Source organism: Sediminivirga luteola (assembly GCF_014639315.1).
In the GTDB taxonomy this organism is placed as follows: domain Bacteria; phylum Actinomycetota; class Actinomycetes; order Actinomycetales; family Brevibacteriaceae; genus Sediminivirga; species Sediminivirga luteola.
The window spans coordinates 25,916-48,243 of sequence record NZ_BMFY01000015.1; the positions used below are offsets into that span (position 1 = coordinate 25,916).

18 protein-coding genes are annotated in these 22,328 nt (G+C 70.5%); 11 read left to right on the plus strand and 7 right to left on the minus strand.

From position 1 onward, the window contains the following. Window positions 1-107 precede the first annotated feature (107 nt). Complete coding sequence (locus IEW13_RS17555) at window positions 108-2,663, minus strand: RecQ family ATP-dependent DNA helicase (RefSeq protein ID WP_229745201.1); 2,556 nt, start codon at window positions 2,661-2,663, stop codon at window positions 108-110. Between the two features lie 449 nt (window positions 2,664-3,112). Between IEW13_RS17555 and IEW13_RS14515 the strand changes: the two genes are divergently transcribed. The 7 genes from IEW13_RS14515 to IEW13_RS14545 all read left to right on the plus strand — a co-directional run bounded on the left by IEW13_RS14515 (window position 3,113) and on the right by IEW13_RS14545 (window position 10,932). Continuing rightward, entirely contained in the window at window positions 3,113-5,059 is a 1,947-nt protein-coding gene (locus tag IEW13_RS14515) for an HNH endonuclease signature motif containing protein (protein WP_188551647.1), read from the plus strand. Between the two features lie 69 nt (window positions 5,060-5,128). Continuing rightward, complete coding sequence (locus IEW13_RS14520; RefSeq protein WP_188551648.1) at window positions 5,129-5,752, plus strand: L-threonylcarbamoyladenylate synthase; 624 nt, start codon at window positions 5,129-5,131, stop codon at window positions 5,750-5,752. Next, window positions 5,745-7,073: an MATE family efflux transporter gene (locus IEW13_RS14525; protein WP_229745202.1), complete on the plus strand. Its 1,329-nt coding sequence runs from the start codon at window positions 5,745-5,747 to the stop codon at window positions 7,071-7,073. The genes IEW13_RS14520 and IEW13_RS14525 overlap by 8 nt, the downstream gene beginning before the upstream one ends. A gap of 255 nt (window positions 7,074-7,328) precedes the next feature. Next, a complete protein-coding gene (locus IEW13_RS14530) occupies window positions 7,329-7,838 on the plus strand; it encodes a GNAT family N-acetyltransferase (RefSeq protein WP_229745214.1) in 510 nt (169 codons plus the stop codon). 100 nt (window positions 7,839-7,938) lie between these two features. Continuing rightward, window positions 7,939-9,684 carry an Ada metal-binding domain-containing protein gene (locus tag IEW13_RS14535; protein WP_188551651.1) on the plus strand — a complete coding sequence of 582 codons (1,746 nt, stop codon included), beginning with the start codon at window positions 7,939-7,941 and terminating at the stop codon, window positions 9,682-9,684. Beyond that, the gene (locus IEW13_RS14540; protein ID WP_188551652.1) at window positions 9,681-10,256 is read left to right on the plus strand and encodes a methylated-DNA--[protein]-cysteine S-methyltransferase; all 576 of its coding nucleotides are present in this window, start codon (window positions 9,681-9,683) and stop codon (window positions 10,254-10,256) included. Before IEW13_RS14535 ends, IEW13_RS14540 begins: the two co-directional genes overlap by 4 nt. 10 nt (window positions 10,257-10,266) lie before the next feature. Continuing rightward, window positions 10,267-10,932, plus strand: coding sequence for an acyl-CoA thioesterase (locus IEW13_RS14545; protein ID WP_188551653.1), 666 nt, complete (start codon window positions 10,267-10,269; stop codon window positions 10,930-10,932). 122 nt (window positions 10,933-11,054) lie between these two features. On the opposite strand, the gene IEW13_RS14550 is transcribed toward IEW13_RS14545, so the two are convergent. Both IEW13_RS14550 and mgtE read right to left on the minus strand, forming a co-directional pair. Continuing rightward, window positions 11,055-12,008, minus strand: coding sequence for a phosphatase PAP2 family protein (locus IEW13_RS14550; RefSeq protein ID WP_188551654.1), 954 nt, complete (start codon window positions 12,006-12,008; stop codon window positions 11,055-11,057). A gap of 115 nt (window positions 12,009-12,123) precedes the next feature. Next, complete coding sequence (gene mgtE, locus IEW13_RS14555) at window positions 12,124-13,467, minus strand: magnesium transporter (protein WP_188551655.1); 1,344 nt, start codon at window positions 13,465-13,467, stop codon at window positions 12,124-12,126. A gap of 518 nt (window positions 13,468-13,985) precedes the next feature. Here mgtE and IEW13_RS17560 point away from each other — a divergent pair. Next, window positions 13,986-14,489 (plus strand): thermonuclease family protein, encoded by a 504-nt coding sequence (locus tag IEW13_RS17560; RefSeq protein ID WP_229745203.1) that lies wholly within the window; start codon window positions 13,986-13,988, stop codon window positions 14,487-14,489. A 158-nt stretch (window positions 14,490-14,647) separates the two neighbouring features. On the opposite strand, the gene IEW13_RS14565 is transcribed toward IEW13_RS17560, so the two are convergent. Continuing rightward, window positions 14,648-15,643, minus strand: a complete 996-nt coding sequence (locus IEW13_RS14565) for a sugar-binding transcriptional regulator (RefSeq protein ID WP_188551657.1) — start codon at window positions 15,641-15,643, stop codon at window positions 14,648-14,650. A 121-nt stretch (window positions 15,644-15,764) separates the two neighbouring features. Here IEW13_RS14565 and IEW13_RS14570 point away from each other — a divergent pair, with 121 nt between their 5' ends. The 3 genes from IEW13_RS14570 (at window position 15,765) to glpK (ending at window position 20,043) form a co-directional block, all read left to right on the plus strand. Further along, window positions 15,765-17,573, plus strand: coding sequence for a glycerol-3-phosphate dehydrogenase/oxidase (locus IEW13_RS14570; protein ID WP_373283585.1), 1,809 nt, complete (start codon window positions 15,765-15,767; stop codon window positions 17,571-17,573). Between the two features lie 163 nt (window positions 17,574-17,736). Then, a complete protein-coding gene (locus IEW13_RS14575) occupies window positions 17,737-18,459 on the plus strand; it encodes an MIP/aquaporin family protein (protein WP_229745215.1) in 723 nt (240 codons plus the stop codon). A 72-nt stretch (window positions 18,460-18,531) separates the two neighbouring features. Beyond that, window positions 18,532-20,043 (plus strand): glycerol kinase GlpK, encoded by a 1,512-nt coding sequence (glpK, locus tag IEW13_RS14580; RefSeq protein WP_188551658.1) that lies wholly within the window; start codon window positions 18,532-18,534, stop codon window positions 20,041-20,043. Between the two features lie 85 nt (window positions 20,044-20,128). On the opposite strand, the gene IEW13_RS17565 is transcribed toward glpK, so the two are convergent. From IEW13_RS17565 to IEW13_RS14595, 3 genes are all read right to left on the minus strand, one after another. Beyond that, complete coding sequence (locus IEW13_RS17565) at window positions 20,129-20,479, minus strand: DUF6480 family protein (RefSeq protein WP_229745204.1); 351 nt, start codon at window positions 20,477-20,479, stop codon at window positions 20,129-20,131. Between the two features lie 7 nt (window positions 20,480-20,486). Then, the gene (locus tag IEW13_RS14590) at window positions 20,487-21,665 is read right to left on the minus strand and encodes an alcohol dehydrogenase catalytic domain-containing protein (protein WP_188551659.1); all 1,179 of its coding nucleotides are present in this window, start codon (window positions 21,663-21,665) and stop codon (window positions 20,487-20,489) included. Between the two features lie 99 nt (window positions 21,666-21,764). Next, window positions 21,765-22,328, minus strand: a complete 564-nt coding sequence (locus IEW13_RS14595; protein ID WP_188551660.1) for a Na+/H+ antiporter subunit E — start codon at window positions 22,326-22,328, stop codon at window positions 21,765-21,767.

Consider the following 22,328-nt stretch of genomic DNA (forward strand, 5'->3'; position numbering starts at 1 on the left):
CTATCGCCGGGTTCCACCGCGCAAGCGCTGGACGTCATGCCGGCCTTAGCCTCACCCTGGGCTGCGCCGCGCAGGCCCACCCGCGCAAGCGCCGGACTGGTGTCGTGTTAGCCGCGCAGGCCCAGCGCGAACGGAAGTATCAGCTCGGCTCCGGCACGGCGCAGCTCCCGCGCGATTACCGTCAGGGTCCAGCGGGAGACGATCTCGTCGTCCACCAGGAGCACCGCGCCGCCCAGCAGATGGGCCGCCATCTCCTGCGGCACGGCGAAACGGTCCAGGAGGCCCGCCAGCCGGAATGCGCTGTTCGACTCCGGAGAGCTGCGAGGGCCTCCGTTCGCCCAGGCCAGCTCTCCGCCGTAGGGCAGCCGCCCGGCTTCGGCGAGACCGCGGGCCAGGCTGCGCACGAGTTCCGGGTGCCGCCGCGAGGGCACTGACACGATCACATCGGGGCGGCGCGGCCAGGGCCACTCGGCCAGTACCCTGACGGCGGCGCGCACCAGGTGCTCGGGCACGGGGCCGTCCGGCCCATGGAGAGCCTCCCGTACCGGTGCGCCCCAGCCCAGGTCGCTCAGTCGTGCCAGCGCGCGTCCCTCTGCGGCCAGTTCTGCCGAGGCGATCTTGCCCTTCAGCTCGATGCCCAGGGCGGGAAGCCCGGTAGGCCATTGCCGGCGGGCAGGGATCTCCACGCCGACCCGGTCCAGGCTCGCCCTCGCCTCGTCGAGCGCGGTGTCGTCGATGCGCGTCGGATACCAGGGCCCGGCGCAGGTGTCGCAGCGACCGCACGGACGGGCGCCGGCATCGTCGAGGGCCGAGGCGAGGAACGCCATACGGCACTGCCCCTGCCCGAGCCGTTCATAATCCAGCATCGCCTGCTGTTCCTCGCGGCGTAACCGGAGAATGTGCTCATAGCGGTCCGCGTCGTAGTGCCACGGCTGCCCGGTCCCGCGCCAGCCGCCGCGCACGCGCTCGACCGCGCCGTCCACTTCCAGGACCTTCAGGAGGAGTTCCAGCGGGCCGCGGCGGACTTCGACGAGCGCTTCGAGGCGTGCCACGGACAGGGGTTCCTCTGCGGCTGCAAGGGCGGTCAGCACCGCATCGGCGCGTTCCTGCGTCGGCATGGAGGCCTGCGCGAAGTACTCCCAGATCCGGACGTCCTCGGGCCCTGGCAGCAGAAGGACATCGGCGTGCTCGACCGCGCGTCCGGCACGGCCGATCTGCTGGTAGTACGACACCGGCGAGGACGGCGCCCCCAGATGCACCACAAACCCCAGATCCGGCTTGTCGAAGCCCATGCCCAGGGCGCTCGTGGCGATGAGCGCCTTCACCTCGTTGTCCTTGAGCTCCTGTTCCAGCCGCTCGCGGTCATCGGCGTCCGTGCGGCCCGTGTACGCCGCGACCCGGTACCCCCGGCCGGCCAGATGATGCGCCAGATCCTCCGCCTGGGAGATGGTCAGCGCATAGACGATGCCGCTCCCGGGGAGATCGGCTAGGTGCTCGGCCAGCCACGCCATTCTCTGCTGCGGCTCTTCCAGCATGAGCACTCCGAGGCGGAGCGAGTCCCGGCTGAGCGAGCCCCGCAACACGAGAACTTCCTGTGCCGCAGAACGCTGCGCGCCGGCAGCGTCCGCGGTGCCGGTGACTGCCGCATGCTGCGCGCCGGCAGCGTGGTCGGACTCGGCGGGTTCCGCATCGCGCTCTGCCGCGGCCCCGGCAGCAGGGCGGAACGGATCCGGGGCCGTTGTGTCCGAATCCGGGTTTGCCCCGTTGGGTGTGCCCCTTGTCCTGGTCGAAGTCGGCGTTGCGCTGCCCAGATCCGGTCTTGTCGTTCCCGGTGTTGTCCCGCCGGGGTTGCGGGTCGTGCTGTCCCAGTCCGGCGCTGCGCCATCCGGACGCGGGGTGGCGCGGTCGGGATATGGGGTTGCCCTGGCCCGATCCGGGGGTGTCCTGCCTGAATCCGATGTTGCGCTGTGCTGGTCGCTGCGCGGAGCCTCCCGTGCACCTCGTCCCGCCTGGATCGCGGAAAAGCCGCCGCCCGGGACCAGCTGGGCGGCGACGTCATCGACGACGCGGGAGTTTGCGGTGGCCGTCGTCGCCAGCACGGGCACTTCTGCCGGCAATCCCGCCACGATCTCGCCGATGCGCCGGTAATCGGGACGGAAATCATGCCCCCAGTCGGAGATGCAGTGCGCTTCATCCACGACCAGCATGCCGAGCCGTGCGAGCACGCCGGGCAGAACTTCGTCCCGGAACCGCGGGTTGGCCAGCCGCTCGGGGGAGACGAGGAGCACATCGAGTTCATCGGCGGCCAGCAGGCGCAGTACCTCGTCCCATTCATGTGCGTTCGCGGAGTTGAGGGCTTGCGCCCGTACGCCCGCCCGTGAGGCCGCAGCGATCTGGTCCCGCATGAGTGCCAGCAGCGGAGAGACGATCAGGCTGACGCCGCGCCCGCGCCGGCGGAGCAGATGAGCCGCCAGGAAGTACACGGCGGACTTTCCCCAGCCGGTCTTCTGCACCACGAGGACGCGTCTCCGGTCTTCCACGAGCGCCGAGATCGCCTCGAACTGGCCCGGGCGGAACTCCGCCCGGCCGCCAGTCAGCGCAGCGAGGCGCTCGGACGCCTCAGCGTGGAAGGAGGAGTCTCGCGGGGGAGCTGTGGTGGTCATGGTGCCACCCTAGCGGCGGCCACGGACAGCACCGCCGGGCCGCGAGCCCCGTCGCCCGGTCTTGGTAGGCGTCGAGCGGCCCCATTCCGCATCGAACCCGAGACTGGCCAGGTCGCCCGGTCCCGGTACGCGTTGACCGGCCAGGGGCAGCGCTGCCGGGTCGTGGGACCGCCGCGGGGTCTCCTCCGGTATGCGTGGGCGGCCATGTCGTCCGGGGCGAACAGGGATACCCTCCCACGGGGACTCCTGTACGCGCCGGCCGACCGCGGCTTTGCAGGCGATGCCGGCCCGTGGAAGCGGCCCGGAATCCACTTCTTCCTCAGGGGTCTTCCATTCCGGATTAATAGAACATATGATCGATTACATGACGGATGGCCGAGTTGTTGAGCAGGTGGGGGGGCAGCAGCGTGGTGCTGCCGTCCGTCGCGCGCGCCGCGGATGCTCTTCGCTTGGACCAGGAGCGCGTGTTCGGCGCCGGCGCGATGGAGGGGCTCGCCGACGAGGAACTGCTGACGCTCGTGTCATCCGTGGCTGAACTCGGCCGCCGGATCGACGCCATGCTCATCGCCGCTGCGGATCAGGTGGACATGCGGACCCGGATGCGTCCGGGCGGTGAGACGATCACCGCGCGCACGGGCACACGCAGCGCACACGAGCTTCTCCGCCGGGTGACGCGGCTTTCCGGCGCTACCGTGGGCCGGCTGCTGAAGGCAGCTCGCATGGTCCGGCGTTCGCCATCCAGCACGGGACTGGAACCCGCTCGCTATCCCGCGGTGCGCGAGGCGCTCGCGGACGGCGCCATCGGCGTGGACGGCGTTCTGGCCGTCGCGGGTCCCCTGGAAGCCGCTCGGGTGAGAGCGAATCCGGAGGCCGTCCGTCACGCGGAGGCGGCCATCGCGGAGACGGCACGCGGGACGGGTGCGGGAGCAGAACCGCCAGCAGGAGCGGATGCCTTGCGTACCATGGCGGACACCTGGGCGGAGTTCCTCGATCCCGATGGTGCGGAGCCCAGCGAGGAGGTCGCCATGCGTGGCCGCGGCCTGACGCTGGGGAAGCTGCGGCACGGGCTCGTCCCCGTCCAGGGGCGCATCCTGCCGGAAGTCGCCAGCGGTCTGAGCCGGATGATGGACTCGATCCTCAATCCCCGGCTGCAAGCGGCTGCAGAACGTTCACAGACAGACGCGATAGGAGCGGCGGCTTCCGCCACCGCTCGTCCGGGTGGAGCTGCTGCATGTCATCTGGGCGAGGACGCGGCTCCGGAACCGGGAGCGCCTGCCGCCAGCGGGCGGCAGGCCGCTGACGACGGCTGGGACACGCCGGTCTCGGACGATTTCCGTTCGCAGGAACAGCGTCTCCATGATGCCTTCGCCACCATCGTCAAAGCGGCCGCCGGCTCCGGCGCGCTGCCGCTGCTCGGCGGTGCGCCGCCCACACTGGTGGTGACCGTGCGCGAGGAGGACCTGCGGGCCCGGCGAGGCTGGGCGCACACTGGTGATGCGGAGTCCGGACGCATAAGCGTACGGGCAGCCGAGCACACCGCCTGCGACGGGGCGGTAGAGCGCGTGATCCACGATGACGCTGGGCGGGTGGTGTCGGTCGAGACGATGGGCCGTGTGTTCACGGCCGTGCAGCGCCGGGCGATCGCTGCCCGGGATGGCGGCTGCGTGATTCCTGGCTGCGGTGTCAGGCCCGAATGGTGCGAGGTGCACCATGTGCGCGCCTGGGCCGATGGCGGCCAGACCCACACAGACAATGGTGTGCTGCTGTGCTGGCGGCATCACAGGACTCTGGGAACCAGCGGCTGGGAGATCAGGATGCGCGGGGGAGTGCCGCACGTGCGTGCTCCCGGCTGGTGGGACAGGGAACGTCGATGGCGCCCGGTCACCTCCTCGCCTGTGCGGCTGATCAACCGACTGGAAGGGAAGATCGCGGCGCGGTCTGGGCCTGATCCCGCGAAGGCGGGCGTCGACGCGGCCAATGGGAAGGCCGGGACATGGTCTGATCCCGCTGCGGTGAGCGCAGACGGAGCCGGCGAAAGGACCGGGGCGCGGTCCGGTCCTGTTACGGCGAGTGCCGGTGGAACCAAGGCGGGGGCGGTGGCATGGTCTCATGCCGCGATAGCGACCGCCGGAGGAAGCGGGACGATGACCCGCCCGCCCTCTGATCCCGCAACGATGAGCGCCGTTGGAACCATGGTGGGAGCCAGAAAGCGGTCCGGCCCTGCAAAGGTGAATGCTGGAGGATCCGCGAAAGCCCGGGCGGGGTCCGCTCCAGAACCAGGGGGTTGCGCGGCGGCGCCGACGAACGTCAGAGCGCGTGAGTGCCCCGGTGCCGGCGCTGATCGTTCACGGGTGGTGAGTTCGCGCTCCGGTCCGATCAGCGCGGAAGGGCCGTGAGCGTCCGCCCCCGTAAGGCTGCGTGCCGGCGCCGATGGCCCCGTCCGGGGACACGCGTAGCATGGGCGCATGGCCACGTACCTCGAGATCCATCCCGAGAACCCGCAAGTCAGGCTGCTCCGACGGGCCGCCGGCATCCTTCGCGAGGGCGGCCTGATCGCCTATCCCACGGATTCCTGCCATGCCATCGGATGCTCTCTGGACAACAAGGAGGGCATTGAGCGGATCATCCGGCTCAGGCAGCTGGACTCCAAACACCACTTCACCCTCATGTGCCGTGACTTCGCGCAGCTCGGTCAGTTCGTCGAAGTCGACAACGCCGCGTTCCGCACCATCAAATCCCTCACCCCCGGCCCGTACACATTCATCCTGCGGGCCACCAAAGAGGTGCCGCGGCGCATGATGCACCCGAAGAAGCTCTCCGTCGGCGCGCGCATCCCCGACCACCGGGTCGCGCAAGGCCTCGTGGAGGAGATGGGCGAGCCGATCCTCTCCTCCACCCTGCTGCTCCCCGGCGAGGAGGAGCCGCTCACGGAGGGCTGGCGGATCCAGGAGGAAATCGGCTCGCAGCTGGACGGGATCATCGACGCCGATGTCCCCGGCACTGAGCCGACCACCGTCATCGACTACCTGGACGGGCGCGCCCCCGTGGTCGTCCGCCGAGGAGCAGGAGACACCAGCAGATTTGAGTAGACGTTCCCTCGACCGGGACATCGCCAGGCTCGCGATCCCGGCGCTCGGCGCGCTCGTCGCCGAACCCATCTTCCTCCTGACCGACACCGCCATGGTCGGGCACCTGGGAGCCGAACCCCAAGCCGGGCTCGCCATCGCCTCCACCGTGCTGCAGACGGTCCTGGGTCTCATGATCTTCCTCGCCTACGCCACCACGCCGCGCGTAGCGCGCATGATGGGCTCGGGCGATATGCGAGGCGCCGTGTCCGCCGGAATCGACGGACTCTGGCTGGCCGCCCTGACGGGAGTCGTCCTGGCCGGAGCCGGCGTGCTCGCCGCCGCGCCCGTGGTGGCCGCGTTCGGGCCGCCCACCGACGGCGTCGCCGAGGCAGGCACCACTTACCTATTGATCTCCCTCGCGGGGCTGCCGGCGATGCTGATGGTCATCGCCGGCACCGGCCTTTTGCGCGGCCTGCAGGACACCAAGACGCCCCTGTGGGTGGCCAGCGCCGGGTGCCTCGTCAACGTCGGCCTGAACGCGGTGCTCATCTACGGCGCGGGACTGGGCATCGCCGGTTCGGCTCTGGGCACGGTGCTCACGCAGTGGGCGATGCTGGCCGTGTACCTGATCATCGCTGCCCGGGCCGCCGCCCGGTACGGTTCCCCGCTGCGGCCGGACTTCAGAGGCGTCGGCAGGGCCGCCGCCACGAGTGGATGGCTGCTGGTCCGCAATGCCGCACTGCGTGTGGCGATGCTGGCCACCGTGGCCGCCGGCACGGCCATGGGGGTCGCCGAACTGGCTGCGCTGCAGATCACTCTCACGATCTTCGCGACGATCGCGCTGGCCCTGGACTCGCTGGCCATCGCGGGGCAGGCACTCATCGGCCACGGGCTGGGCGCCGGGAACCGGGCTCAGGTCCACGCTGTGACCAGGCGGTTGCTGGCGTGGGGACTGTGGTGCGGCGTCGGTGCGGGAATCCTGCTGGCGGCATTGGCGCCGTTCCTCGGCCCCGTATTCTCCCCGGACGCCGGAGTGCGGGAAATCCTTCCCGCCGCATTGTGGGCGATGGCCATCGGGCTGCCGGTCGCCGGGTACGTCTTCGTGCTGGACGGGGTCCTGCTGGGCGCCGGCGACGCCCGGTTCCTCGCGTTCGCGGGACTGGGCAGCACCGCCGCATATCTGCCGATGCTCTGGGCTGCCACCCTCCTGGAGGCATCCCCCGCGTGGAGCATGGCCGCGCTCTGGGTGGCCTTCGGCGTCGGGTACATGGTGGCCAGGGCCTTGCCGCTGGGGTTGCGTGCCCGTGGCGAGCGCTGGATGATCACCGGCGCCACCAGGTGAGTCTCGCCGGTGCCTGCGGGATGGAGCTGACCGATGCGCCGTGTCGCCGGTGAACTGGGCTCGCCCGGAGCCCTCACGGAACCGGTGAGATCGGGCGGGGCTGGTGTGCCGGGAAGTTCACCGGCGGGCCCGCCGGAATCCCAGCAGCCCGTCCGGCCGGGCCGTGCTGGCTGCGCCAGCGGGCGGCCTGAGCCCGAAGCCAGTCCGCCCCGCGGATTAAACCGCATCGGCGGGAGAATTAGGATGTTACGCGTGATGGACGATTTCGCTCCCGTGACCCTGCGTCCCCTTCCCGCGGACACCGGAACCGAGGCGTTCCTGCGCCCCTTCCTCGGCCTCGTGGTCAACTGGCTCGACCTCCGGCCGGCCCTCAGCGAAGAGGCCATCGCCACCGACGACATCCTGAACGGCTATGTCGCCGGATGGGGGCGCGAGGGCGATCTGGCGCTCGGTGCCTGGGCTGCGGGCGACGAGGAGCTCATCGGCGCGGCCTGGCTCAGGCTGCCCACCGAAGACTGGCACGGTCACGGCTACGTGGCCAGGGACATCCCGGAACTGGCGATGGCGGTCATGCCCGAATACCGGGGCGGGGGGACCGGGCGCCGCCTTCTCACCGCGCTCATCTCGATGGCCCGCATGGCCGGGCACCCCAGCCTCAGTGTCTCGGTCGAGGACGGCAACGACGCCGCCACCCTCTACGCCTCGCTCGGGTTCACCGTGGTCGGCCGTTCCGGTACGGCGGACACGCTGCTGCTGAGCCTGTAGCCCCCGGCGACGCGGCAGGCGCCCCGCAGCATGTCCCCGCCGGGCTGCCGTGTCGGATTCCCGCCAGACAATCGCCGTCTGCGGTGCCAGACTGGAACGCATGAACTTCGACGAGTGCTACGCAGTGATCGCCGCACGCGATCCGCGCTTCGACGGGCGCTTCGTCACGGCCGTGCGCACCACCGGGATCTACTGCCGTCCCAGCTGCCCGGCCCGGACACCGCGCCGGGAGAACGTCGAGTTCTACCCCGTCGCCGCTGCCGCGCACCAGGCCGGCTACCGCGCCTGCCGCCGATGCCTGCCCGAGGCCGTTCCCGGTTCCAGCGAATGGAACACCCGGGAAGACACCGCGGCCCGCGCGATGCGGATGATCGCCGACGGCGCAGTCGACCGCATCGGCGTCGCCGGTCTCGCGGCCGCACTCGGATACTCGTCCCGGCAGCTCGAACGCGTCATGCGGGCCGAGCTCGGCGCGGGACCGCTCGCGCTCGCCCGCGCGCACCGGGCACAGTGCGCTCGCCAGCTGCTGGTCGGCACCGGCCTGTCGATGCCCGATGTCGCGCATGCCGCGGGGTTCGGGAGCCTCAGGCAGTTCAATGACACCATCCGGGACGTCTTCGGTCTCACCCCGAAGCAGATACGCGCCCGCGCCCGCACCGCCGAACGTGGTGCGCGCTGCCACGACGCATCGGCCGATGACGACCAGGCCCGTGACCATCAGATCGCGGCGACCATCGACGTGGCACTGAGCCATCGGGCGCCGGCCGACCACGCCGGCACCTTCCGCTGGCTGGCCGAACGCGCCCTCGACGGGATGGAGGACGCCGGCCCGGCGCATTACGGGCGAACCCTGCGTGCCCCCGGCGGACCGGCGGCGCTGCGGGTGGAACTCCAGCCGGACGGCACCCTGCGGGCACGCGTCACCGTCCGCCGGATCGCCGATCTGGGCTATGTCCTGGCCCGGGCCCGCCGGCTGTTCGACCTCGACGCCGATCCGCAGGGAATCGACGCGGCATTGCGCCGCGAGCCGCGCCTTACGGCTCTGGTCGATTCGGTTCCGGGCATCCGCCTCCCCGGTGCCGTCGACGGTGCCGAGATGCTGGTCCGCGCCATCGTGGGACAGCAGATCTCCGTCGCCGCCATGCGCACCACCCTCAGCAGACTCACCGAGCGGGCTGGGAGCGCAACCGGGCTGGGCCACGGTCCCGCTCTGCTCTTCCCGGAGCCGGAAGCCATCATCGACGCCGGCGGCGTGCCGGGGCCGGAAAGCAAGCGCCGCACGCTGCTGCGTGCCTGCCAGGCACTGCTGAGCGGTGACATCGCCATTCACCCCGGCGTGTCCCGCGAGGAACTGACCACGCAGCTGACGGCGCTCAAGGGCATCGGGCCGTGGACCGCGGACTACGTGTGCCTGCGCGCTCTGGGCAGCAGCGATGTCCTCGTCCGCGGAGACCTGGTCCTGCGCTCGGCCGCGGCGGCAGCTGGTTTCCCCGCCGATGAACGGGAGCTGGATCGTCAGACCGCGGCCCTGGCGCCGTGGCGCAGTTACGCGAGCATCCACCTGTGGCGGAGCGCGGCTGCCGCGGGAACACGTCCCCGGGCGGACAGCGAAGTCGGTAGGGCAGGTACGACACAGGGACGCCGCGCTGCCGGGACGCCAAGTGCGGCAGGCATCGCCGTCGCGGGGAGACCAGATAGCGCCGCCGTTGACAGACCCAGCGCACCGAGGCGACGCACTGCGGGGACACGCAGCGCATCGCGCAGTGGCACCGCGGGGACGTCTGCCGCAGCGGAGCGGCCCGACGCCTCATACATCGACACGGACGAGAGAAGGACTGCCAGATGAACCGCTACCCTTACGCGACCGTCGAAACCCCCGACGGCCCGTTCACCGTGATCGCCGACGCCGACGGCGCCGTGCTGGGTTCCGGCTGGAGTGCCGACGCGGTTCTGCTCGGCGCCCGCGCCAAGCTCGGCGCGGGCCAGCTCGCCGAACACCCCGAACCCGGCGTCGAAGAACTGCGCGCGGCCCTTCACGCGGTTGAGCGCTATTACGCCGGCGAGGTGCAGTCCGTCGTGACGGTGCCACGGGCAGCCAGCGTCGGCACGGCGTTCCAGCAGCAGGTCTGGAACGCCCTGACCGTTATCCCGCCCGGCGCGCCGCTCAGCTACGGCGTACTGGCCCAGACCCTGGGAGCCCCGCGCGCCGTCCGCGCCGTGGCGGCGGCGTGCGGGCGCAATCCCGCCGCGCTGTTCGCGCCGTGCCACCGCGTCGTCGGCAAGGACGGCAGCCTCACCGGCTTCGCCTTCGGCATCGACATCAAGCGCAGCCTCCTGCGCCGCGAGTCCGAGGCGGCGTTGCACCCCTCCGGGCAGCGCGTGGCAGGCGTGTTGAACTCGTCACACGGCACCCCGTAGGGTCGGCGGCATGAACCTCTACCTGCGGATGCTCCTGCTCATGCTGCGTGCCCGCCGGGCGCCGGAACTGGGCCTCTGGGACACCGCCATGACACCGTTCCGGGTAGTGCCGAGCGACCTCGACCCGCTGCTGCACATGAACAACGGCAAGTATCTGTCGCTGATGGACCTGGGCCGGCTGGATCTCATGCTGCGCTCCGGTTTCTGGGACAAGCTCACAGCCCGCGGCTGGTATCCGGTGGTGGCCGCCCAGACCATCACCTACAAGCGGTCGCTCGGCCCGGGCCGGAGGTTCGTGCTCTGGACCCGCATCCTCGGGATCGACGAGCGCTCCGTCTACCTGGAGCAGACCTTCCGCATCGGCGACACGGTGTATGCCTCCGCGGTGGTGCGCGCCCGACTGCTCAAACGGTCCGGCGGCGCGGTCTCCTACGCGGAGCTCGAGGAACTCTCCGGCGGATTCCCCGATCACCTGGAGGTCCCCGCCTGGGTGCGGCGCTGGGCCGAGGACACCCGGATCTCCGGCAGCGGCTTCGTCGGTTCGCCCAGCGACTCGGGCAGCAGCGATTCGGACGGCGACCCATCACCTGTGACACATGCCGTGAATCCGGACAGCAGTGACCCAGGCAGCAGCGCCCCGGACGGCAGTGACTCACCAGCGGCGCATCACGTGTGACACATGCCCTGAAACCTGACAGCCGCGCGTCAGGTACCTCGGTGAATTCGCTGCATCGGCGAATCTGCGTAGCCCGTTCAGGTCCTCCCGGATGAGGGTCCCGCCGCTCAGGGCACTGTTCCTCAGGACCCTGGTGATGAGTACCCCATCGTCGGCCGGGCGGGGGCGGACCGGCTGCCGCTCCCGCGGCCAGGCGCTCTGCCGCCCAGGGGGCGCTCGACCTTCTCTGAACGCTGGTTGTTCTCGTCCGGCGACCGGCTGTCCCCGGCCGGGGGAGTCCCCGTCGCCAGCACCCACAGCAGGCCGCCGATGATCGCCAGCGCCGGTGCTGCCACCAGGATGTGATTGAGCGCCTCCGCCGTGCGTACGGGTGCGCCGTCGACGATCCGCAGAACCGCCACCACGCAGGCGCTGGCGGCCAGCGCAAGGGCGCCCAGCGCGAACAGCGCCAGGCCAAGACCGGAGAGCGTCCTGCGCAGCGCTCCCTCGGCCGCGAGCCCGGCGACCCGGGGTACCGCGCAGACCAGCGCGGCCACGGCGCCGACCAGCAGGATGCCGCCGACCACGTCACTGGGACGGTGCCAGCCATTGGCGACGATCAGTGCCCCCGCGTAGGAAAGCACGCCGGTCATCGGCAGCGCGGTGACCAGCCTGGCCCACGGCGGCAGTACGATCAGCAGCGCCACGAACGTCGAGGCGAAGGCGATGGTGTGCCCGCTGGGGAAGGTGTTAGGCCCCTCGGCGATGAGCGCCGGCCGCTCCAGCAGCTGATACTTCAGCACCTGCCCGAGGGCGTTGCTGAGCGCCATCACCGTCAGCGCACCCAGCCCCGCCATCCACTGCCGCCGCAACGCCGCGATGAGCGCCATCACGGCGCAGGCGACGACGAGATTCGGCACCGACACCAGATGCAGCAACGGCTCGCTCGTGTCATAGCCCGCCACGGCGTTCATGTACCGGGTCTCCCACCGCTGCCCGCGCGCGGTGAGGGTGCTCGCCGCGTAGACGCCGATGAATCCGGCCGCGCCGAGCAGCCCCGTCCACAGGGCACGCCACTGCAGAGTCGTCATTCTCATCACGGCGCCTCACTCTACAAAGCGGGCCTCGGCGGACGCTGGACCCACGCCGCATCCTCCCTCAACCGCGCCGCATGACGGCTGCGCGGTAGAGCGCTGGTGACACGGCACGCGGTCACAGGCCCAGGACCAGGATAGCGACGGAGAAGTACACCAGCAGGCCGCTGGCGTCGCAGAACGTGGCGATGAACGGCGTCGAGAAGACCGCCGGGTCCACCTTGCAGGCCCGGGCCACGAGCGGGACCACGCCGCCGACGGTCGCGGCGATGGGACAGTTGAAGATGAGCGTCAGGGCGATCACCGCGCCGATGTCGGTGCCGTAGAAGAGCGAGGCGATCAGGAACGCCAGGCACGCCAGCAGCCCGCCGAGCAGCAGCCCGGTCCGGATCTCCTTGAACGCCACCTTCCAGCCGTCCCTGATCTCGATCTCCCCGAGTGCCAGGGCGCGGGTGACGGTCGTCGCCGCCTGGGATCCCGTGTTCCCGCCGATGCCGATCAGCAGGGGGATGAACAGCGCCAGCGCCACCTGCTGCGCCAGGGTCGCCTCGAACAGATCCAGCACCTGCACCGTGAGCACCGCCGAGATCGCCAGCACCAGCAGCCAGACGATCCGCGCCCGGGCCACCTGGCGGATCGGGGTGAGCAGGTACGAGCGCCGCAGCGGCTCGGTGCCGCCGGCGCGAGCCTGGTCCTCGGCGACGGCGTCGCGGTCGATGCGTGCGGCATCGGCGATCGGCAGGATCCCCACCAGCCTGTCCTCGCGATCCACCACCGGCAGCAGCAGGATGCCCTCGTCCAGCGCGTGCCGGGCCACCTGCTCCCCGTCGTCGTCCGTGCGGGCGAACTCCGGCTCGGAGACCATGACGGTCCCGACCTCGGTGTCATCGGAGTGGCGCATCAGTTCCAGCAGGTCGACCTGGCCGACGAGGGTGCGGTCGCGTTCCAGCACCGGGATGGTGCACAGCATGTCCATGCCGTCCTCATGGCCCCTGACCCGCGCCAGCAGCTCGCCGACGGTCTCCGCGGGCGAGGTGTGGATCACCTCCGGGGACATCCGCCGGCCCGCCGAGCCCGGCGCATAGCCGAGCAGGTTCATCGCCGCTTCGATCTCCGCCCGGTCGAGGGAGGAGACGAGCCGCCGGGCGACCGCGGCGGGCACCTCGTCGAGCAGCCACGCCTGCTCCTCGGGGTCCAGCGCGGCGAAGACATCGGCGATCTCACTGTGGCCCAGCTCGGAGATGAGGTCCGCCTGCGTCCCGGAGTCGAGGTCGTCGAACACCTCCACCGACTGGTCCTTCCCGAGCATCCGGAACACGACCGCGGCGTCGTCGATGGTCAGGGAATCCAGGACGGCGACGACGGCCGGGACCGGCAGGGAGCGGACCTTGGCCGCGAGCGGGGCCAGATCGCGGGACTGGATCAGCTCACGGATCTTCTCGACATCCAGGGCAGCGTGCATGGCAGAGACCTTCCTCGGCGCTGGGAACAGGCGCGCATGTGACTACGGGAACGGGGCTGCGCATGTCCCAGGGTCACGGGCGCGCGACCGGGTCCTGGGGGCGCTGGCAAGATCGACTGCATGGGTCTGCCATCATGCTCACCCCTTCCAGGTCCGCGCTGAGTCTCCGCTGGAGAAAGGCCTGTGGTGTGCGCGGCTGCCTCGTCCCTCGGACAGGACGTGCCGCGTCAACCGGCCGTTCCAAGGATAGACGAGATTTGGTCCGGTGGTGTCACCGGGGTGGCGGCATACAGAGAACGACGCCGTTGCGGTGCAGCTCAGGAGTGTGCCGCCGCAGTACGTCTCCTGCCCCGACAGCGCCACGCCCCGACCGTGCCTCACCTCGACCGGTGCCTCGCCCCGGCAGCGTCCCAACTCGCCCGGGACCCCGGCCGTGCCGTCAGCCTCACGGCGCGCGCGGTGATCGCCACCGCGGAAGCGCGGCGCGATCCCGGCACCAGCGCCGGTACCATGAGCCGGTGACCGTCCGGAGAACCCAAGCCCTGCCCGCGCCCGCCGTCACGTGTCTCGCGGTGATCCTCGGCGTGCTGTTGGGCGGATGCCAGGTGCCTGGCGGGGCCGGGGAGCGTCCCTCCGCCGTGCCCGTGGTGGCCATCGTCGACGGCGATACCATCCGGGTGGACCTCGGCGGGGAGACCGAACGGGTCCGGCTCCTGGGAATCGACACACCCGAACTCGGCAGAGGCGGAACCGCTGACGAGCCCTGCGCCGTGGAGGCGCGCGAACGCCTCGCCGAGCTGATCGGCGACCAGATCGTCCTGGTCCCCGACCCCGCCCAGGGCGACCGGGATCGCTACGGGCGCCTGCTCCGCTATGCCGACACGCCCGAGGGCGTCGATGCCGGCCTGGTCCTGGTCGCCGAAGGCCTCGCCGATCTGTACTGGGCGGCCGACGACATCACGCGCTGGGACGACTACCTCCGCGCCTATGACGAGGCCCCGGCACCGGCCTGCGCCGGATGACGAGGCCCCGGTCTGCGCCGGATGAGGAGGCCCCGACCTGCGCCGGATGACGAGGCCCCGGTCTGCGCCGGATGAGGAACGTCCCGTAAGTCGCTGAGGCGGGGGCGTCCGGGAAGTCACGCCGGAGCGAACGCAGCGCCCGCCGTCGCGGTCCGCTATCAGCGGCGAGCGCGGTCCCGGTCCGAGGGAACGAGCCTCCGGGCCGTCGTCGCGTCGATGATCAGATCGGTGATCAACCCGGCCTGAAGCGCCCCCTCAAGAGCGGCGAGCTTCGCTTCCCCCGCCAGCACGCAGATGCGGCGCGGCGCCCGCCGCAGCGTCTCCAGGTCCGGGCCGGAAGAACGCTGATTGAGCGCGATGCCATCGTCGGTCCCATCGGCGCGGAAGAAGACAGTCGCCACATCGCCCACCACCCCGGCCTCGGCCAGCGCCCGGAAATCCTCCTCGTCCAGGTATCCGCCGCTGTACACGTGACTGGGCACCCCGGAGAACGGCGAACCCAGCCCGAACAGGGCCACATCGAGCGCCTGCTGCATCTCCAGGACCCGCCGGATGCTGCGCTCGCGCCACAGCGCCTCCTTCGTGGCCGGATCGTCGAAGATGGCCGGGACCGGGAACTGCTGCACCGACATCCCGAACGCCCGCCCGAAGCGATCCAGGATCTCCGAGGCGTACAGCAGGCCGGTCGTGTGGGGGTTCGCCGCGCCGTTGAGCTGGACGATCTTGGAGTTGTGGGTCGGATGCGAGCGCAGATGCCGGCTGATGGCCGTCATCGTCGACCCCCAGGCGATGCCGATGTTCATATTCGAGTCGAAGAAGCTGCCGAGAATCCGTGCAGCGGTCAGCGCCACCCGTTCCAGCCGGTCGCTTTCGTTCATCCGGTCCGGCGTGGGGACGACGTGGGCCGTCACCCCGAAGCGCCGCCGCACCTCCGATTCGATCCGGCGCGGCTCCTCCAGCGGGGAATGCACCGTGATCTCCACCAGGCCGGTGTCCCTGGCATGGCTGAGAAGCCGGGAGACGGTGGAGCGCGAGGTCCCCAGCTCCCGGGCAATGGTGTCCATGGTCAGATCCTGCAAGTAGTACATCTGCGCGGCGAGCAACGCGTCCCGGGTGCGGCGGGGCAGGGAGCTCGCCGAGTTCGTAGCGGCCATTGCACATCCGTTCATTTGTCTTGCTCTCTTCGTGAATCTAGCTGAATGATCGATCACACGACACCGGACCGTAAGCGGATCCGGCTCATGTCGGCGGGTACACAGATAAAGGAGTCTCCACGTGACCAGCTCAGGGCACCCCGGCGATGCCACCGTCCCAGCGCTGACCGGACAGTCGATTGCGCGCCTGACCGAACGTCCGAACGCCGAGGTCCTCATCATCGGCGGCGGCATCAACGGAATCTCCACCTTCCGCGACCTGGCGTTGCAGGGCGTCGATGTCGCCCTCGTCGAACGGGCCGATTTCTGCTCCGGCGCCTCGGCCGCCTCCAGCCACATGATCCACGGCGGGATCCGGTACCTGGAGAACGGCGAGTTCCGGCTGGTGCGGGAATCGGTCATGGAGCGCAACGCCCTCATCTCGCTGGCGCCGCACTACGTCAAGCCACTGCGCACCACGGTGCCGATCTTCACCACGTTCTCCGGGCTGCTCAACGCCCCCATGCGGTTCCTGACGCACCGCCAGGGCAAGCCCAGCGAGCGCGGCGCCGTGCTGATCAAGGCCGGCCTCGTGCTGTACGACTTCTTCTCCCGCGGCGGCCGCGCCGTACCCCGGCACCGGTTCCAGGGCCGGAAGGCCTCGCTGGCCGAACTACCCCGGCTCAACCCCTCGATCAAGTACACCGCCACCTACTACGACGCCTCCATGCACGACCCCGAGCGGCTCGCCCTCGACGTGCTGCGCGACGGGCTGGAAGCCGGCGGGGACCGCGCCCGCGCGGTGAACTACGTGGAGGCGGTCGGCGCCGAGGACGGTGGCGTGCTGCTGCGGGACCACCGCACCGGCGAGGAGTTCGCCTTCGACGCCGATCTGGTGGTCAACGCCTCCGGGCCGTGGACCGATCTGACCAACCGCGCCCTCGGTGAGGACACCTCCTATATGGGCGGCACCAAGGGCTCGCACATCGTCCTGGACAACCCCGAGCTGCTGGAGGCCACCGACGGCCGGGAACTCTTCTTCGAGCACTCAGACGGCCGCATCGTACTGATCTACCCGCTCAAGGGCCGCGTGATGGTGGGCACCACCGACATCGACGCCGACCCGGCCGAACCGGCGCTGTGCACCGAGGAGGAGGTCGACTACTTCTTCGACCTGATCGCGCACGTCTTCCCGGACATCCCCGTGGACCGCTCCCAGATCGTCTACCGGTTCTCCGGGATCCGGCCGCTGCCCGGCCACGGCGACACCCAGCCCGGCTTCGTATCCCGCGACTACCGGATCGTCCCCTCGGCCGTCGACGGCGTGAAGACCCTGTCCCTGGTGGGCGGCAAGTGGACGACGTTCCGCGCCCTCGGCGAGCAGCTGTCCGATGAGGTCCTGGCCCGGTTGCGCCGGCCCAGGCGGCAGCGCACCGCCGAGCGGCCCATCGGCGGCGGCGACGGTTACCCGCGCAGCGAGCGCGAGCGGGAGAACTGGCTTGCCGAGCATCCCGGTGTGGAGCGCGCGCGGGCGCTCACGCTGCTGGAGCGCTACGGCACCTACGCCGCCCGGCTGATCGAGGCGATCGCCCGCGAGGGGGAGAAGCCGCTGACCTCGGCGCCGGACTACACCGACACCGAGCTGCGCTATCTGGCCCGGCACGAGTCCGTCGTGCAGCTGGCCGATCTGGTGCAGCGGCGCACCTCCCTGGCCTTCACCGGCCGGGCGGACGCGGCCGTCCTCGCTGAGGTCGCCGACGTCGTCGCGCCGGTCCTCGGCTGGGACGCCGAGCGCCGCGACGAGGAGGTCCACCGGCTGGCGGTACTGCTCGCGCAGCGGCACGGCGTGGCCTCGGCGCTCGGCTCCGGGACCGCGGCGGACCCGGCCCACGGCACCGGGGAGGCCCAGCTCCAGGAAAACCAGGAAGACCGGGCACACCGGGTGTCCTGAGACGACGGCCGCCCGCGCCTACCCGCGGGCACGGGCGGCCGGCACTGCCGGGAGGCAGCGCGCCCGCGACGGCACAGAGCGGTGCCGTCGGAGAAGAGGAAAGAAGGTCAACGTGGACATCACCGTAGGAACAGTGTTCCTCTCCGAGGTCGTGGGCACGGCGATGCTGCTCCTGCTCGGCGGAGGCGTCGTCGCCAATGTGGTCCTCGCCAAGAACAAGGGCGAAGGCGGCGGCTGGCTGCTGATCAACTTCGGCTGGGGCCTGGCTGTCTTCGCCGGCGTCACGGTCGCCTACGCCTCCGGCGCCCACCTCAACCCGGCCGTCACCTTGGGCATCGTCACCAGCGGCGCCACCGAATTCGCCCCCGGCGTGCCGGTCGACGCCTTCTCCATCCTGGCCTACATCGGCGCGCAGATGATCGGCGCGATCCTCGGCGCCGGCCTGGTCTACCTGGCCTACAAGAAGCATTTCGACGCGACCGCCGATCCCGCGCTCAAGCTCGCGGTCTTCTCCACCGGCCCGGAGATCCGCAGTTACGGCTGGAACCTCGTCACCGAGATCATCGGCACCTTCGTCCTCGTCTTCGTGGTCCTCGGCTTCGGCCGCGCCGGCGACGGAGAGCTGGAGTCCCCGGCCGGGCTCGCCGCGCTGGGCGCCCTGCCGGTGGCCTTGCTCGTCGTGGCGATCGGTGCCTCCCTCGGCGGCCCCACCGGCTACGCCATCAACCCGGCACGCGATCTGGGCCCGCGCATCGCCCACGCTCTGCTGCCCATCCGCGGCAAGGGCAGCAGCGACTGGTCCTATTCCTGGGTTCCCGTCGCCGGACCGCTGATCGGAGGCGGCCTCGCCGGGCTGGCCTCCACGGCGCTGCTGCCGATCGTCTGAACCAGCGACACCCGCACCGTCTACGACAGAACCAGCGACACCCGCACCGTCTACGACAAAGGAGTGAGACACATGGCGGACTACGTCATCGCAATCGACCAGGGCACCACCTCCACGCGTGCCATCGTCTTCGACAAGCAGGGCAACATCGTCTCCGTCGGCCAGCTGGAGCACGAGCAGATCTTCCCCCGGGCCGGCTGGGTGGAGCACGACCCGATGGAGATCTGGCGCAACACCCGTGAGGTCATCGGCCTGGCCCTGGCGAAGGCCGATATCACCAGGCACAGCATCGAGGCCATCGGCATCACCAACCAGCGCGAGACCGCCGTGGTGTGGGACCGCACCACGGGGCGGCCCGTCTACAACGCCATCGTCTGGCAGGACACCCGCACCCAGGACATCGTGGACAGGCTGGCCGCCGACGGCGGGGTGGAACGCTTCAAGGACACTGTTGGCCTGCCCCTGGCGACCTATTTCTCCGGCACCAAGATCGCGTGGATCCTGGAGAATGTCGATGGCGCCCGCGAGAAGGCCGAGGCCGGCGACCTGATCTTCGGCACCACCGACACCTGGGTGCTGTGGAACCTCACCGGCGGCGCGAACGGTGGCGTGCACGTCACCGATGTGACGAACGCCAGCCGCACGCTGTTCCTGAACCTGGAGACGCTGGAATGGGACGAGGAGATCCTGGCCGCCTTCGGCGTGCCCCGGTCGATGCTCCCCGAGGTCAAGAGCTCCTCCGAGATCTACGGGCACGCCGCGCCGGCGAGCCTGCTGCGGGAAGTGCCCATCGCCGGCATCCTGGGCGATCAGCAGGCGGCGACCTTCGGCCAGGCCGCGTTCGGCAAGGGCGAGGCGAAGAACACCTACGGCACCGGTAACTTCCTCATCTTCAACACCGGCGAGGAGATCATCCGCTCCGAGAACGGGCTGCTGACCACCATCGGCTACAAGCTCGGCGATCAGCCCACCCACTATGCCCTGGAGGGCTCCATCGCGGTGACCGGCTCGCTGGTGCAGTGGCTGCGGGACAATCTGGGCATCATCTCCAGCGCCCCGGAGGTGGAGACCCTCGCCACGCAGGTGGAGGACAACGGCGGGGCGTACATCGTGCCCGCCTTCTCCGGCCTGTTCGCGCCGCACTGGCGGCCGGACGCCCGCGGGGCGATCGTCGGGCTGACCCGCTACGTCGACAAGCGCCACCTGGCCAGGGCGGCACTGGAATCCACCGCGTTCCAGTCCGCGGAGGTCCTCCAGGCGGTCAATGCGGACGCCCAGGTGCCGCTGAGCGAGCTGAAGGTCGACGGCGGCATGACCGCGAACGACACCCTGATGCAGTTCCAGGCCGATGTGCTGGGCGTTCCCGTGGTGCGGCCGGTCGTCGCCGAGACCACGGCGCTGGGCGCGGCCTATGCGGCCGGGCTCGCGGTGGGATTCTGGAAGGACCTCGACGAGCTGCGGGCCAACTGGCAGGAGGACACCCGCTGGGAGCCGCGCATGGACGAGTCCGAGCGGGCCCGCCGGCTCCGGCTGTGGGGCAAGGCCGTCACCCGGACCTTCGACTGGGTGGACGAGGACGTCTGAGCACCAGGACGCGACCCGGCGTCGATGAGACACGACGGCGGCTGCGGCACCCCTCCTCGGAAGGGGACCGCAGCCGCCTGTCGTTTCAGCCCCAGAGGCCGATGATGTACGCGATGAAGACCAGCAGGGCGATCGCGACCACCACCGAGATGAGGATCACCGGGATCCGCGAGCTGGGCGGCCCCTCGGCGGTCGGATGCGGTGAGGACGCCGTGGCCGAGTTGGACTCCGGCGGGGTCTCGCCGGGCGGTACGCCGCCCCCGCTTTCCAGTCCCGTCGTGCCGGCGGGCGAAGGGTCGATGTTCGGATTGCGCCCCTGGCTCTGCTCCGGTGCGGAGTCGTCGTCGCCGGGCCCGACGTTCCCGGCGTGGCCGGCATTCGTCGGGTGCGTGGGGTCGTTGAACGCGTTCGGTCCTGAGTTCTTGTCCTGAGCCATTGCGGCATCATCCTTTCGGGTCGAGGACCACTTTGATGCAGCCGTCGGTCTTCTTCTGGAACATCTCGTAGGCGTCCGGTCCCTGCGTCAGCGGGAGCCGGTGCGTGACGAAGTCGTCCACCCCGAGAGGATCCGCCGGATCCTCCACCAGTGGCAGCAGCTCGTCCACCCACCGGCGGACGTTCGCCTGGCCCATCCGCAGCTCGATCTGCTTGTCGAACAGCGTCAGCATCGGCAGCGGGCTGGCCTGACCGCCGTAAACGCCGGAAAGCGAGATCGTGCCGCCGCGGCGCACCAGCTCGATCGCGGTCTGCAATGCGGCGAGCCGGTCCACCCCGGCGGTCTCCATGGCCTTCTGCGCCACCGCGTCGGGAAGCAGACCCGTGGCCAGCTGGGTGGCTTTCGCCACCGGCGATCCGTGCGCCTCCATCCCGACGGCGTCGATGACGGCGTCGGGACCGCGGCCCCCGGTGGCCTCGCGGATGGTGCCGATGGCCTCCTCGCCCATGTCATGCACGGTCACGCCGTGCCGGGCGGCCATCTGGCGCCGCTCGGGTACCGGGTCGATGGCGTGTACACGCATCCCCAGGTGGACGCCGATGCGGGCGCAGAACTGGCCGATGGGCCCCAGTCCGAGGACGGCGAGGTCGGCATCGCCGGACAGCCCGGTGTAGGCCACCGCCTGCCACGCCGTCGGCAGCACATCGGAGAGGAACAGGTAGCGGTGGTCCGGGAGCTCGGCACCCACCTTGACGGGCCCGTAGCCGGCGTGCGGAACCCGCAGGAACTCCGCCTGACCGCCCGGGACGGAGCCGTAGAGCTCCGAGTAGCCGAACAGCGCCGCGCCCATGCCCTGCGCCCGCACCTGGGTGGTCTCGCACTGGGTCTGCAATCCCCGGCGGCACATGTAGCAGTCGCCGCAGGCGATCTGGAAGGGGACGACCACGCGGTCGCCGGGGGAGAGGCCTGATTCGGGACCGGCATCGACGACGACGCCCATCGGCTCGTGGCCGATCACGTCGCCCTTGTTCATGAACGGTCCCAGCACCTCGTAGAGATGGAGATCGGAGCCGCAGATCGCGGTGGAGGTGACCTCGATGATCGCGTCATCGGGCTGCTGGAGGATCGGATCGGGCACGGTGTCCACGGTGACGGAGCGGATTCCCTGCCAGGTGAGTGCCTTCATGCTGGTGCTCCTCTCTATTCGTGCTGTGCCTGCGACGTTACGTGGGTACGGCCTGTCGTGTCGATGGCCGTCCGCCCACTATGCGCGAATGCTCATGCATCACCCCGTGCGCCGGTCGTCCTCCCCGGTCACGCGCGCGATCCGGCTTTCGAGTTCCGAGACCGCGCGGCGCAGGTCGATCTCAGGACTGATCACGTGCACCGCGATGCGGTTCCCCTCCAGCTGCGCCGAGAGGGTGCCTGGCATGAGATTGAGGACGAAAGCGAGGGCCACCCGTCCGCCCGTGGTGCCCAGCCGGGTGGTGTGGCTGGTCCAGTACGGGTCGATGTCCGCGGCTGGTAAGGCCAGGGCGCGCCGTGCGACGTCGAGCCCGCCGGCGATGGAGCGCCACAGCACCCATCCGGATAGTCCGGCCACCGCGCCGGCCGACCGGAGGGCGCGGGCGCCGAGGCTGCGCCGGGCCGCGCTGCCAGCGCCATCCCTCCTGCCGGGAGCACCTGTGATGGCGTAGCTGGCCGCCGCGCAGAGCGGCACCGCGACGGCGCCGTAGCCGAATGCGGACGGACTGCCCTCAGTGATGGCCAGCCAGAGCACCGCGCCGGCGAGCAGCCGTGCCAGCAGGGACGCCGCCCATCGTGCCGGGCGCGCAGACGTGCCGGCCAT

What these genes read in the sequence shown, in the direction of transcription:
- mgtE (WP_188551655.1), bottom strand. Translation starts at nt 13,467, where the DNA reads ATGCACGCTGCCCTGGATGTCGAGAAGATCCGTGAGCTGATCCAGTCC.
- glpK (WP_188551658.1), top strand. Translation starts at nt 18,532, where the DNA reads ATGGCGGACTACGTCATCGCAATCGACCAGGGCACCACCTCCACGCGT.
- IEW13_RS14520 (WP_188551648.1), top strand. Translation starts at nt 5,129, where the DNA reads ATGGCCACGTACCTCGAGATCCATCCCGAGAACCCGCAAGTCAGGCTG.
- IEW13_RS17565 (WP_229745204.1), bottom strand. Translation starts at nt 20,479, where the DNA reads ATGGCTCAGGACAAGAACTCAGGACCGAACGCGTTCAACGACCCCACG.
- IEW13_RS17555 (WP_229745201.1), bottom strand. Translation starts at nt 2,663, where the DNA reads ATGACCACCACAGCTCCCCCGCGAGACTCCTCCTTCCACGCTGAGGCG.
- IEW13_RS14530 (WP_229745214.1), top strand. Translation starts at nt 7,329, where the DNA reads ATGGACGATTTCGCTCCCGTGACCCTGCGTCCCCTTCCCGCGGACACC.
- IEW13_RS14545 (WP_188551653.1), top strand. Translation starts at nt 10,267, where the DNA reads ATGAACCTCTACCTGCGGATGCTCCTGCTCATGCTGCGTGCCCGCCGG.
- IEW13_RS14535 (WP_188551651.1), top strand. Translation starts at nt 7,939, where the DNA reads ATGAACTTCGACGAGTGCTACGCAGTGATCGCCGCACGCGATCCGCGC.
- IEW13_RS14575 (WP_229745215.1), top strand. Translation starts at nt 17,737, where the DNA reads ATGCTGCTCCTGCTCGGCGGAGGCGTCGTCGCCAATGTGGTCCTCGCC.
- IEW13_RS14550 (WP_188551654.1), bottom strand. Translation starts at nt 12,008, where the DNA reads ATGAGAATGACGACTCTGCAGTGGCGTGCCCTGTGGACGGGGCTGCTC.
- IEW13_RS14590 (WP_188551659.1), bottom strand. Translation starts at nt 21,665, where the DNA reads ATGAAGGCACTCACCTGGCAGGGAATCCGCTCCGTCACCGTGGACACC.
- IEW13_RS14540 (WP_188551652.1), top strand. Translation starts at nt 9,681, where the DNA reads ATGAACCGCTACCCTTACGCGACCGTCGAAACCCCCGACGGCCCGTTC.
- IEW13_RS14595 (WP_188551660.1), bottom strand. Translation starts at nt 22,328, where the DNA reads ATGGCCGGCACGTCTGCGCGCCCGGCACGATGGGCGGCGTCCCTGCTG.
- IEW13_RS14565 (WP_188551657.1), bottom strand. Translation starts at nt 15,643, where the DNA reads ATGGCCGCTACGAACTCGGCGAGCTCCCTGCCCCGCCGCACCCGGGAC.